The 13,056-nt window shown below is 70.0% G+C and carries 9 protein-coding genes; 3 read left to right on the top strand and 6 right to left on the bottom strand.

Annotated elements, in window-relative coordinates:
• Window positions 1–53: 53 nt before the first annotated feature.
• On the top strand, window positions 54–977 hold the full coding sequence (locus tag ACF1B9_RS10685; protein ID WP_391740971.1) for a LysR family transcriptional regulator: 924 nt from the start codon (window positions 54–56) through the stop codon (window positions 975–977).
• Window positions 978–1,271: 294 nt separating this feature from the next.
• On the opposite strand, the gene ACF1B9_RS10680 is transcribed toward ACF1B9_RS10685, so the two are convergent.
• Entirely contained in the window at window positions 1,272–1,622 is a 351-nt protein-coding gene (locus ACF1B9_RS10680) for a hypothetical protein (RefSeq protein WP_391740972.1), read from the bottom strand.
• 170 nt (window positions 1,623–1,792) lie between these two features.
• Window positions 1,793–2,488 carry a hypothetical protein gene (locus ACF1B9_RS10675; RefSeq protein ID WP_391740973.1) on the bottom strand — a complete coding sequence of 232 codons (696 nt, stop codon included), beginning with the start codon at window positions 2,486–2,488 and terminating at the stop codon, window positions 1,793–1,795.
• 679 nt (window positions 2,489–3,167) lie between these two features.
• Between ACF1B9_RS10675 and ACF1B9_RS10670 the strand changes: the two genes are divergently transcribed.
• Window positions 3,168–5,033, top strand: a complete 1,866-nt coding sequence (locus ACF1B9_RS10670) for a glycoside hydrolase family 3 protein (RefSeq protein WP_391740974.1) — start codon at window positions 3,168–3,170, stop codon at window positions 5,031–5,033.
• A gap of 109 nt (window positions 5,034–5,142) precedes the next feature.
• On the opposite strand, the gene ACF1B9_RS10665 is transcribed toward ACF1B9_RS10670, so the two are convergent.
• Both ACF1B9_RS10665 and ACF1B9_RS10660 read right to left on the bottom strand, forming a co-directional pair.
• On the bottom strand, window positions 5,143–6,612 hold the full coding sequence (locus tag ACF1B9_RS10665; RefSeq protein WP_391740976.1) for a S28 family serine protease: 1,470 nt from the start codon (window positions 6,610–6,612) through the stop codon (window positions 5,143–5,145).
• Between the two features lie 159 nt (window positions 6,613–6,771).
• Entirely contained in the window at window positions 6,772–7,296 is a 525-nt protein-coding gene (locus ACF1B9_RS10660) for a hypothetical protein (RefSeq protein WP_391740977.1), read from the bottom strand.
• A gap of 163 nt (window positions 7,297–7,459) precedes the next feature.
• Here ACF1B9_RS10660 and ACF1B9_RS10655 point away from each other — a divergent pair, with 163 nt between their 5' ends.
• Window positions 7,460–7,957 (top strand): hypothetical protein, encoded by a 498-nt coding sequence (locus ACF1B9_RS10655; protein WP_391740978.1) that lies wholly within the window; start codon window positions 7,460–7,462, stop codon window positions 7,955–7,957.
• A 22-nt stretch (window positions 7,958–7,979) separates the two neighbouring features.
• On the opposite strand, the gene ACF1B9_RS10650 is transcribed toward ACF1B9_RS10655, so the two are convergent.
• Both ACF1B9_RS10650 and ACF1B9_RS10645 read right to left on the bottom strand, forming a co-directional pair.
• The gene (locus ACF1B9_RS10650) at window positions 7,980–11,735 is read right to left on the bottom strand and encodes an ABC transporter ATP-binding protein (RefSeq protein WP_391740980.1); all 3,756 of its coding nucleotides are present in this window, start codon (window positions 11,733–11,735) and stop codon (window positions 7,980–7,982) included.
• Window positions 11,736–11,949: 214 nt separating this feature from the next.
• Window positions 11,950–12,918, bottom strand: a complete 969-nt coding sequence (locus tag ACF1B9_RS10645; protein ID WP_391740982.1) for a serine hydrolase — start codon at window positions 12,916–12,918, stop codon at window positions 11,950–11,952.
• Between the last annotated feature and the right edge of the window lie 138 nt (window positions 12,919–13,056).

The raw sequence follows: 13,056 nt of genomic DNA, 5'->3' as shown, positions 1-13,056 counted from the left end.
GTGGAATTGAGTGTTGCTAATGAATCACGAGATCCCACGTCCGGGAGGTTCCGGTGCTCGATCTGTCCCGGCTGCGCGCACTGCACGCCATCTCCGTCCATGGCTCCGTCGCGGGCGCGGCGGCCGCGCTCGGCTACACCCCGTCGGCGGTTTCGCAACAGATCACCAAGCTGGAACGGGAGACCCGCACGACGCTCCTCGAACGCCGTGGACGCGGTGTGGCGCTGACCGAGGAGGCGCTCCATCTCGCCGCGACGGCCCAGCAGTTGCTGGCGATCATGGAACGCGCGGAGACCACGCTGGAGGAGCGCAGGGGGCTGCCGACCGGGCGGCTGTCGATCGGCGCGTTCGCGTCCGCGGCGCGCGGACTGCTGCCCGGGATGCTGGCCGGGCTGGACCGGGACCACCCCGCCCTGGATGTCCGGATGACCGAGGTCGATCCGCACCTCTCGGTCGACCTGGTGGCCAAGGGCGTGATCGATCTGGCGGTCGCGCACGACTGGGACATCGCCCCGCTGCCCGCTCCCGACGGCGTGGCGCAGGCGGTGATCGGTGACGACCTGTGCGACCTGCTGGTGCCCGAGGGCCATCGGCTCGCCGGACGGGACGCGGTGCGGCGCGAGGAGCTCGCGAAGGAGCGGTGGATCTGCCAGCCGCCGGGGACGGTCTGCCACGACTGGCTCGTACGGACGCTGCGCGCGGCGGGTTACGAACCTGACATCCGGCACCAGGCGGAGGAGAACCACACCCAACTGGCCCTGCTCGCCGCCGGTCTCGGGGTCGCGATGATCCCCCGGCTGGGACGGGGGCCGCTGCCGACGGGAGTGGTGGCGGTGCCGCTCACCCCCGTACCGGTGCGCCGGCTGTACGCGTTGTGGCGCACGGAGGCGGCCCGGCGGCCCGCGATCACGGCGGCCGTGTCGGCACTCCAGGCGCACGGGGCAGCGGTGGGGCTGGAGGTGTTCCATGGGCATTGAGGATCGGTTCCCATTCCACAGGCCTGTACGGCGAGAGGGCCGCCACCGACAACCCGGCAACAGCCCCCGCCCTACTCGCCCCCCGCCGGCCCGTACGGCACGATCGCCGATCCCGGCCCCTCGTACCACCGCTCCGCAACGCCGTCACCACCGCCGGACAGGCCACCCGCTCCACCGTCCTGGACGCAGGCGCCTCCTAGCAGCGTGTCCAGCAGCCACGGCGGCGACCCCGACGGCCGGTGGTCCGGGGTGATCCAGATGCCCGCCGTGCTGGGTTCCGGGTGGGCCTGCGGCCTACTTGTCGGCCTTGTCCAGGCGCCAGGCAACCATTCCCGTAGCCCCCGGCTTCCCCTCGGTGTCGATGCTGACCTTGGCCACCGAGGCCGTGAGGCGTCGGCGAAGCGGGACGCCGTCACATTCCACGGTCTGGCGGACGGGATTCTTCAGGGCTATGGACAGGGTGATTCTGCCCTTTCCGGCGCAGGCGACCGCCAACTCGTACGAACGCCCTCGCGTCAGTTCCGGCTCGGTATGGACTCCGTCGCTGACACGTTCGAGGCCGGCCTCGACAAACAGCGGGTCGCTGTCACCGACCTCCTCCGTACCCAGAGCTTGCTGGACCTGCTCACCGAGTCTCTTCTCCACACGGTCGGACGCTTCGGCAGGGTCCTTCCGATGCTGCCCAGGACTGCTCTTCGGCGAGCTCGGCCCGCTTGCCCCGTCGGAGCCGTCGCTGCATCCGGCAACGAGGGCAATGGCCGCTACAGAGACACAACAGAATGCGAGGCTGCGCCTCAGGGCGCGTGGTTGGGTCATCATGAATTCGTCGTCCAGTATCGCCAGCCGGTTGACCTGGTGGGAAGCTTCGCAGTGCCTGAGCCGATCTTCACCTTGCCACAACGGTCGGAACTGGTCTTGTACTTTGCCCAGTTCACCCTTCTGCCCCACGAGCCGTACTGCATGTGGCCGTACTTCTTTGCGGGGATGGCGTGCGTGTATGTATGCCCCACGGTGACCCCCACCTCCAAAACCACCTTGGCGGTGTACTCCGCCTTGACTTCAGCAACAATGACACTGCCACTGACCCCCGCGGTACCGGAGACCTCGACCCCGATCTTCCCCGCCTTCTCGACGCTGACTCTCATTGATCCGCCCGGACCGTCCTTGAAGTTGGTGCCGTTCCACCAGGACGGAACGTGGTAGTCCTTCATGTTGCTCACTTCGACCCACTGCTTGACCGGGTTGTCGCAGCGCATGGGCCCTACATCACTGTCGGCGCCTATCTCGGGCAGAGCACCAAGAGCACGATCGACTGCAACCAGGACGGCCGACTTGGAAGGGCCGTCCACCACGGTGTCAGCCGACTCCTGCGTGGCGATTTGGTCGGCGGCGACTTCTTCAGGCGCTACGTCGACCGACTCCTCCACCGCGTCGGCCGAAGTGCCCAGTGCTGCAGTGAGGACCAAGGCCGCGACTGGAGCGAGAACGTACCGCATCGTTGCTTTTCGCACGTGAATTCCCCCTACTTGACGCCCAGTGGGCTGGGCGGGTCTCTGCACAACCTAGACAACTTCGTGGATCCCTTTGCGCATTTACTGGATTACTTGAGCAAAACTTGAGATGGCGGCACCGGCGCGCCATACGCCATCAACGGTGACGACGAGGCCAATGGCGGAGGCGTCAGCCATCGCAGCACAGGGGCGAAGGGGAAGCGGCCTGGAGTGCCGGAACGGGGCGCCGCGCGCTCGTACGTCGGCGCGCTGCGGGTCTCCCACCGCGGCACCTGCGGGCCGTGCACGCCGTACACTGCCGCAAAGTTCTGCACACCGACAGGAATGGCCACCACTTCTCGGTCTCGCCCACCCGGATTCCACCTCCAGCGTCCGAGCCCGGTTCCGACTCGCTGGTTACCTGCGGAGCCGGATGATGGTGGCCGCTACGGGGGACCTCGCTCCAGGAACGGCTGCGGCCCCCCGCTGTCGGGGGCCGCCTCCGTCTCCAGTCCGCCCCCGCGCCTGGTCGTGGCCCCCCGTCCGCCGGACGGAACCGAATCACCGGCGCCCCTTCAAGCACTGGACAGGCTCAAAACGGTCCAGACCCTTGACCGGAAGTTATTTTCTGTATATCCGTGCTCCTTGGAAGTTTCTTTCACCTTCTCTCTCGTCCCCGAGTACGGCCGAAGGAGCTCACGTGCACCACCGCACCTCCAGACGCACCCTTCTCACCGCCAGCGCCGCGACCGCCGCCGTCGCCGTCACCGGCGGCGTCATCGCCCCCGGCGCCCTCGCCGCCCAGAGGTCCGCGAGCAGCGGGCCCGGCGGCGGGCAGCAGAACTCAGCCGCCACCACCAAGCGCCTCAAGCGGCTCATCTCCCGGATGACCCTGGAGGAGAAGGTCGGGCAGCTCTTCGTGATGCGGGTGTACGGGCACTCCGCCACCGAGCCCGATCAGGCCGACATCGACGCCAACCTGGCCGAGATCGGCGTCCGCACCGCCGCCGAGATGATCGCCAAGTACCACGTCGGCGGAATCATCTACTTCGCCTGGGCGCACAACACCCGCGACCCGCACCAGATCGCCGACCTCTCCAACGGCATCCAGCGCGCCGGCCTCTCCGGACCGACCCCCCTGCCGCTCCTCGTCTCCACCGACCAGGAGCACGGCATCGTCTGCCGCGTCGGCGAGCCCGCCACCCTGATGCCCGGCGCGATGGCGCTGGGCGCGGGCGGCTCGCGCTCCGACGCCCGCCGGGCCGGGCAGATCGCGGGCGCCGAACTGGCAGCGATCGGCATCAACCAGAACTACGCCCCGGACGCCGACGTCAACGTCAACCCGGCCAACCCGGTCATCGGCGTACGGTCCTTCGGCTCCGACCCGCAGTCCGTCGCGGCGATGGTCGCCGCGCAGGTGAAGGGGTATCAGAGCAGCGGGATCGCCTCGACCGCCAAGCACTTCCCGGGCCACGGCGACACCAGCACCGACAGCCACACCGGCCTGCCCGTCATCCGCCACACCCGGGAGCAGTGGGCAGAGCTGGACGAGCCACCGTTCCGGGCCGCGATCGCGGCGGGCATCGACTCGATCATGACAGCGCACATCGTGGTCCCGGCGCTGGATCCGGCCGAGGACCCGGCGACGCTCTCCCGTCCGATCCTCACCGGCATCCTGCGCGAGGAGCTCGGCTACGACGGGGTCGTGGTGACCGACTCGCTCGGCATGGAGGGCGTGCGGACGAAGTACGGCGACGAGCGCGTGCCGGTCCTCGCCCTGCTTGCGGGCGTCGACCAGCTGCTCAACCCGCCGAACCTGGACGTCTCCTGGAACGCCGTCCTGGAGGCCGTGAAGAGCGGTGAGATCAGCGAGGCCAGGATCGAGGAATCGATTCTGCGCATTCTGCGGCTGAAGACGAAGCTCGGGCTGTTCGACGACCCGTTCGTGAGTCACAAGGGCGTGGACCACACCGTCGGGACACGGGCCCATCTCGCCGCCGCCGACCGGATCGCCGAGCGCACCACCACACTGCTCGCCAACGACGGCGCGGTGCTGCCGCTCTCGCGGCGGTCCCACAAGAACCTGCTCGTGGTCGGCGCCGACCCGGCCTCCCCGTCCGGCACCACCGGACCGCCGACCACCACCCTGGCCACCGCCTTCGGTGAACTGGGGTACACGGCAACGGCGCTGTCCACCGGTACCGCCCCCACCAAGGCGAAGATCGACGAGGCGGTGGCGGCCGCACAGGGCAAGGACGCGGTGATCGTCGGGACGTACAACGTCACGGCGACCAGCTCGCAGCGCACCCTGGTGAGCGCCCTCGCGGCGACCGGCATCCCGGTGATCACCGTAGCGATCCGCAATCCGTACGACATCGCCCAGCTGGCCGGGACCGGGTTCGCGGCGAACCTGGCCACGTACTCCTGGACCGATGTCGAACTGCGGGCCGCCGCCCGCGTGATCGCGGGCCGCGCGGAGCCGGAGGGCACCCTGCCGGTGCCCGTGCAGCGCGCCGACGATCCGGCGCGGGTGCTGTACCCGGTCGGTCACGGGCTGACGTACTAGGACCCGGGAACCGGGAAGGGGCTGTGCGCACGCACAGCCCCTTCCCTCCCTGCGAGGCCGTCCTCACGAGAACCGCGTTCGCGAGGACGGCCTCATCAGGACCGCTTGCTCACGGGCGCAGCCCGCGCTCGCTCGTCACGTCCCGCTTGTCGAGCCGCGCGTCGAACTTCGCGAGCGGCCTCGCCTTCGCCGGGTCCTCCTGCACGGCGGCCGGCGCGACGCCCGCCCAGCGCAGAATGGCGGCGGTGGCCGTCGCCTTGTCGTCCGCGTCGAGCCCTGCCACGTTGGAGCCGTGGTTGCCGCCCGCCACGGTCATGACATAGCTGTCACGGGCGCCCGCACCGAGCCGGAAGCGCTCCGCGCCCCACGGGTCGTTCTGCCCGTACACGTACAGCATGTGGTTGGCGTGGTGCTTCACCCAGGTGTCGACGTCACGCATCACCGACGGCTGGAACTTCATCGGGATGGAGCGCGGCACGTAGGTGCGCGGCGGCTGGTACCCGTACCGGCTCAGCTTGCCGAGCCACGGCTGCTTGATGTCCGGCGAACCGAGCTGGGTGCCCGCCTGGTAGTAGTACGGGGTGTACTTCTCCAGGCCCTGGTCGGTGTAGGCGGAGAATCCGGAGATCGAGTCGATCGAGTCCCAGATCGCCTGGTCGGGGGCGTTCTTGGCGTCGGCGGGGATGGTGTCGCAGTCGGACAGCAGGCTGTACTGCCAGTACGCCCAGACGTAGTCCATCACGACGGCCTCGTAGGCCCGGTCGAGCGAGCCGACGGTGTCGAAGGTGTAGCTGTTCGCGGCGGCGTACTCCTGGTACTTCTTCTCCAGCGGCCCGCGACGGACCAGCGCCTCGCGCTGCACCCCGTTCAGCTTGTCGCGGCACTCCTTGGTGCCGACGTTCTCGAAGAACCGGTCGTATGCCGAATCCTCCTTGTTGACCACGTCGTTGGGCGCGACGTACGCGACGACGCCGTCCATGTCCTCGGGGTAGAAGCGCTCGAAGTACGTGGCGGTCATGCCGCCCTTGGAGCCGCCGGTGGTCAGCCAGTTCTCGGTGTAGATCTGCTTCAGCGCGGTGAAGACGCGGTGCTGGTCGCTGGCGGCCTGCCAGATGTCGAGCTTGGACCAGTCGGCGGGCGCCGGGCGGGACGGGGTGAAGAACCGATACTCCAGGGAGACCTGATTGCCGTCGACGATCCGGGTCGGCTCGGAGCGGCTGGGGGTCGTGGAGACGTTGTAGCCACCGGTGTAGAAGACCGTCGGGCGGGACGTGTCCTTGTGCAGCAGGGTGATGCGCTGCTGGAAGGTGCCCTTGGACGGGTGCCGGTGGTCGATCGGCTGGGTGTAGTTGAGGACGAAGTAGCGGTAGCCCGCGTACGGCTTCTCCTCGATGAGGCTCATTCCCGGGATGGCCAGGATGCGGTCCTTGATGTCCGTGCTCGTGCCGTTGTCGCCGACGGCCGTGCTCCGGAACGCGGTCGGTTCCGCGGCGGTGGCCGCCCCGGCCGAGGCACCCGTCGCACTCACCGTGCCGATGAGCACCGCGAGCGACAGGAACCCTCTGAGCGCCTTGCGCATGCACCCTCCCCATGATTCACAACATTCGTCGTGAACCTAGCGGGGCAACACCGGCGCCGCCAGACCCTGTTGCAGGGGAAAGATGCCAGGGGAGAACCACGGACCCGGGCCGTCGGTCCTCGGCGACCGCTCCGGCCGCCGCCGTCGGCCCGCCCTCCGTCAGCAGAGAATCCAGCCCGTGGAACCGGACTTCCCCGAGATCGTGGCCGAGGCCCGGACGCACCGGTTCAGCGCGTGGACCGTCACCGGACCGGCCTGCTGGGTGTACTTGCCGCTGTCGACGACAGGGCTGCCGCCGCGCGGCTGGATCGTCACGGACATCGTGCGGCGCGGGCCCGGCTTCTTGGCGACCGCGACGGCGCAGGCGTAGGAGCGGCTCTTGTAGACGCGCAGCTCGCCGGTCATGAACGGGACCGCCTTCGCGAGGCGTCCGGGGCAGACCGTCGCGGCGTGGGCGCTGCTCGCAGCGGTGCCGGTGAGCAGCAGGCCGACGGTCACCAGCGGCAGGACGAACAGGTACGCGAGCATCCGGCGTCCGATGCCGGTGCTTCTTCCGCCCCGGCCGGCCGTTCCGACCGCGTCGGCCGCGTCGACGACCGCATCAGCCGCTCCGGCCGCATCGAACGCTCCGGCCTCCCCAGCCCCTGCGGCCCTTCCGGTCCTTCTGATCACCAGCAGCCCCATCAGCTAATCGAACATTTGCACCCTTGCTCGGTACATACGCACACATGCGTACGACGCAGGAGGCCATCCGAAGGTTGCACCCGGCGTGCTCCGCCTCCCGGGCAGCCGAATCGCCGCAGCATGGCTCCCACCAGGCAGAGCCACAGGAAAGGCAGGAACTGCCATGCTCCGACTCCGCAATGCACAGGGCCCCCTCGGCCGGCGCGCCGTCGCAAGGACGCTGCTCGCCACCGCACTCCTCTCCGTCGTCTCCGTGGTCCCGGCCGCCGCGTCGGCCTCGCAGGCACCGACGGCCGCGGCGCCGGTGCGCAGCGACGCCGGCACCCCGGCCTACCAGCAGGTGGCCCACTTCTACGCCGCCTACATCGATGCCGTCAGGGCTGAGGGCGGCGGCAAGCTCGCCGCCGCCCTGAGGTCGTTCTACCTGACGCCCCACCTGCGCACCCAGCTGAACACCTGGGAGAGGCGCAACCACGCGGACGGTGTGCTGCGCGCCCAGAACACCCCGATCGCCTTCCGGATCACCTCCGGCGACAGCGGCGCGGGCCACACCTGGTCCAAGGTGCGGCTCACCTGGAGCAACGGGAAGCACCCCACGTACTCGTATCTGACCGTGCGCTCGGACCTGCGGACCGGCAAGATCTCCGGCATCAGCGGGTGAACGGAGCGGGCGGGCCCGCCGTTCACACACCGGCGGGCTCGTCCTCCCCGATGAAGGTGCGCCACAGCACGGCGTAGTGCCCGTCGCGGGCGAGGAGTTCGTCGTGCGTGCCGTCCTCGACGACCCGGCCGTGGTCCATCACCACGACCCGGTCGGCACGGGCCGCCGTGGTCAGCCGGTGGGCGACGACCAGGGTGGTGCGCCGGCCGGTGAGCCGGTCGGTCGCCTGGTTGACCAGGGCCTCGCTGGCCAGGTCGAGGGAGGCGGTCGCCTCGTCGAGCAGCAGGACGTCCGGGTCGACGAGTTCGGCGCGGGCCAGCGCGATGAGCTGACGCTGACCGGCCGAGAGGTTGCGGCCCCGCTCGGCGACCTCGTGCAGATACCCGCCGTCCAGCGTGGCGATCATGTCGTGGGCGCCCACCGCCCGCGCCGCCGCCTCCACCTGCGCGTCGGTGGCCTCGGGCCGCCCGTACGCGATGGCGTCGCGGACCGTACCGGCGAAGAGGTACGCCTCCTGCGGCACGACTCCGAGCCGGTGCCGGTACGCGGTGAGGTCGAGCCGGCGCAGATCGGTGCCGTCCGCCGTGACCCGGCCGCCCGTCGGGTCGTAGAACCGGGCGACGAGTTTGACGAGGGTGGACTTCCCGGCGCCCGTCTCACCGACGAACGCGACCGTCTGGCCGGCCGGTATCCGCAGGTCGACCCCGATCAGGGCCTCTTCGGCGTCGTCACCCGAGCCGTAGGCGAAGGACACGTCCTCGAAGGCGATCTCGCCGCGCAGCGACAGCACGTCCAGCGGTTCGTCCGCCTCGTCGGTGGAGGTCGGCTCGCGCAGCAGTTCCTGGATGCGGCCGAGGGAGACGGTGGCCTGCTGGTAGCCGTCGAAGACCTGGGAGAGCTGCTGCACCGGGGCGAAGAACAGATCGATGTAGAGGAGGTACGCGACCAGCGCACCGGTGGTGAGCGTGCCGTGGTCGACCCGGCCCGCGCCGACGATCAGGACGGCGGCCGAGGCCACCGCCGACAGCAGCTGCACGAACGGGAAGTAGACCGATATCAGCCACTGGCCGCGGACCCTGGCCCGGCGGTAGTGGTCGCTGCGCTCCGCGAACCGGTCCGCGCCGTCGCGCTCGCGGCGGAACGCCTGCACGATCCGCAGTCCGGAGACGGACTCCTGGAGGTCGGCGTTGACGACACTGATGCGTTCGCGGGCCAGCTCGTAGGCCTTGACGCTCTTGCGGCGGAAGAAGAACGTACCGACGATCAGCGCGGGCAGCGTGGCGAAGACGACGAGGGCCAGCGACACGTCGAGGACCAGCAGGGCGACCATGATGCCGAAGAAGGTGACGACGGAGACGAAGGCCGTGACCAGACCGGTCTGCAGGAACGTCGACAGCGCGTCTACGTCCGTCGTCATCCGGGTCATGATGCGGCCGGTCAGCTCGCGCTCGTAGTAGTCCAGGCCGAGCCGCTGGAGCTGCGCGAAGATCTTCAGCCGCAGTGAGTACAGCACCCGCTCGCCGGTGCGGCCCGTCATCCGGGTCTCGCCGATCTGGGCCGCCCACTGCGCGAGCACGACCACCAGGGCCAGCGCGGAGGCCGCCCAGACGGCACCGAGGGCGAGCCGGGAGACACCCTGGTCGATGCCGTGCCGGATCAGTACGGGCAGCAGGAGTCCGGCGCCCGCGTCCACCGCCACCAGTACCAGGCTCACCAGGAGCGGCAGCCCGAAGCCTCGCAGCAGCCTGCGCAGCCCGTAGGACTCCTCGGGCCGGACGGCCCTCGCCTCGTCGATGTCGGGGGTGTCGGTGGCCGGTGGCAGGGCCTCTACCTGGGCGAGCAGCTCCGGGGTCGCGGGCATGCCGGCCGCCCCGGCATCGCGGGGCTCGTCCTTGCGGACCCACAGGTGGGGGCTGATGCCGCGCTCGGCGTCGAACGTGGCGTCCAGCTCCTCCTGGAGCGCGCGGTCGTCCTCGGGGGTGGTGTCGACGGCGGCGGTCAGCGGGTGGTGTCCGGGCGAGGTGCCGCCGAGCTCGTCCGGGTCGGTGAGCAGCCGCCGGTAGAGCGCGCAGCGGCGCTCCAGCTCCTCGTGCGTACCGATGTCGGCGAGCCTGCCGTGGTCCAGCACGGCGATCCGGTCGGCGAGATTGAGGGTGGAGCGGCGGTGTGCGATCAGGAGGGTCGTCCGCCCGGCCATCACCTGGCGCAGCGCCTCGTGGATCTCGTGCTCGACGCGGGCGTCGACGGCGGAGGTGGCGTCGTCGAGGAGGAGCAGCCGGGGGTCGGTGAGGATGGCGCGGGCGAGTGCGACGCGCTGGCGCTGGCCGCCGGACAGGGTGAGTCCGTGCTCACCGACCTTGGTGTCGTAGCCCTCGGGCAGGTCCGCGATGAACCGGTCGGCCTGGGCGGCGCGGGCCGCCTGCTCGATCTGTTCCTGTGTGGCGTCCGGGAATCCGTAGGCGATGTTGGCGCGGACGGTGTCGGAGAACAGGAAGCTGTCCTCCGGCACGAGGCCGATGGCGGCGCGCAGGGACCTCTGGGTCAGTTCGCGGACGTCGTGGCCGCCGACCAGGACGGCGCCGTGCGTCACGTCGTAGAAGCGGGGCAGCAGCAGCGAGACGGTGGACTTGCCGCTGCCGGACGCGCCGACGACGGCGACGGTCTCACCGGGCTCGATGGTCAGCGAGAACCCGTCGAGGACGGGGCGGTCGTCCGCGTAGCCGAACCGTACGTCGTCGAACTCGACGCTCGCGGGGGCGTCGGCCGGGAGTTCCTTGGTGCCGTCCTTGATGGCCGGCTCGGTGTCGATCAGTTCCAGTACGCGTTCGACGCCGGCGCGGGCCTGCTGTCCGACGGTGAGGACCATGGCGAGCATCCGGACCGGGCCGACGAGCTGGGCGAGGTAGGCGGAGAAGGCGACGAACGTGCCGAGGGTGATCTCGCCCCGGGTGGCGAGCCAGCCGCCGAGGGCCAGCATCGCGACCTGGCCGAGTGCGGGGACGGCCTGGAGCGCCGGGGTGTACCGGGAGTTCAGCCGGACCGTCCGCAGCCGTCCGGCGAACAGCTTGCGGCCGACCTCGCGCAGTTTGCCGGTCTCCTGCTCCTCCTGTCCGAAGCCCTTGACGACCCGGACTCCGGAGACGGCCCCGTCGACGACTCCGGCGACGGCGGCGGCCTGCCCCTGGGCGTACCACGTGGCGGGGAAGAGGCGGGCGCGGGAACGGCGGGCGATGTACCAGAGGGCGGGGGCGACGGCGATCGCGACCAGGGTGAGCAGGGGCGAGAGCCACGCCATGATCACCAGGGAGATGAGGAAGAGCAGCACGTTCCCGATGGTCATCGGGAGCATGAACAGAAGTCCCTGGATCAGCTGGAGGTCGCTGGTGGCGCGCCCGACGACCTGTCCGGTGGACAGCTCGTCCTGCCGTTTCCCGTCGAGGCGGGTGATCGTCCCGTACATCTCGGTACGGAGGTCGTGCTGGACGTCGAGGGCGAGCCGGCCACCGTAGTAGCGGCGGATGTACGTGGATATGTACACCAGCACGGCCGCGACGACGAGAAGCCCGGTCCAGACGGCGAGGGAACGCGTGTGGTCGACGACGACATCGTCGATGATCACCTTGGTGATCAGCGGGACGAGCGCCATCACCGCCATGCCGGCGAGCGACGAGCCGAGCGCCAGCAGCACATTGCGCCGGTAGCGCCAGGCGTAGCCGATCAGCCGCCGAGCCCAGCCCGAGGCCTGCGCCGCGCCCTCCGCGTGCCCTGCGTCCGTCACCGGTACCTCCCCGTTCGACCTGCTCTACCGGAAGGCACCAACGCGGTGGGCAGCGGATTTCATCCCGCTGTCACAAAAGACGGGCCCTTGGTCGTAGGCCGGTGCGACGTCCTGCCTACGACCGGCATACGACCGGCCGCTCGGGGGGTGGACGGCCGGCCGGTGCCGGAGGCCGGACCGGACGGCCGGCCTCCGGCACGCTGCCCGGTTGCGGCTACGGCTGCGGCGTCGCGGTGAGCATCCGTACGGCCGGTGCCTCCGGTACCGCGGGCACCGCTTCCTGCGGCGCGGCGGGCGGGGCGATGGTGGAGGTCGTCTTCGCGGCGACGGCCGGATTGAGGTCCTTGTGCACGGCACGGGCGACGGCCTGGATGGTGTTGATGCCGTCGTTCATCGTCTTGTTGTCCTGGGTGAGCACGGTGATCGCGTAGTCGTGCCCCTTGCCCGTGAAGGCACCGATGCTGTGGACCCGCCAGCCGTGGGTGGCGCGCGGCAGCCAGCCGTTCTTGACCTGGACGGTCACGCCGGACGGCGCGCCGGCGGGCGTGCCCCAGCGCTGCGAGGAGACGACCTTGCGCATCAGGCCCAGCTCGTAGGAGCGCGCGTTGTCGCTCAGCACGGAGTTCTTCGCGGTCAGCAGGGTCAGCAGCCGCTGCTCGTCCTGGGCGGTGATCTGGGTCAGTCCCCAGTAGCCACCGGAGCCGGGCACGGTGTGCGTCATCCCGGCGGCCTTCAGGAACGCCTTGACCTTGGTCACCCCGAGCTGCTTCCACAGACTGGTGGTCGCGTTGTTGTCGGACTTGGTGATCATGGCGGTGGTGAGGTTTATCTCGCGCTGGGTGAGATAGCGGTTGTGCTTCTTGTTGTCCCAGAGCAGCGTCGCCAGCACGGTCGCCTTCACGACACTGGCCGAGTCGTACTTCGTCGTCGCCCGCAGGGAGCAGTTCGTCTTGGTGGTCCGGTCGTAGAGGGCCACGGCCGTCGTCGACTTCCGCCCCTTGAGCGCGGCGGTGATGTCCTTCGACAGTTTGGCTGCCAGCCCCGCCTTGCCGGACGTGCAGCTCACCGTCGGCGTCGCGGCGACGGCGGGCGCGGCGCCGAGCGCCACGGGTACGAGCACGCCCGCGGCGAGCGCGACGGACAGCGCGCCCCGCGCACGGCGGGTTATGTGGGATCCAGTCATGAGGCTTCCGTCCCCTGAGTCATCTGTACGGGCGCGCCCCCGGCACGCCCGAAAGGAATGACTCCCTGGCGTACGAAAAGTTGCACCAGGCACGGGTCATGTGACGGGGTTGTGACGCCCGGGGCGCTGCCGACGCTC

This window comes from Streptomyces sp. NPDC014727, from assembly GCF_043083485.1.
Taxonomy (GTDB): Bacteria; Actinomycetota; Actinomycetes; order Streptomycetales; family Streptomycetaceae; genus Streptomyces.
Note: the sequence above shows the minus strand (reverse complement) of the source record. Positions and strands in the feature narration are given on the sequence as shown.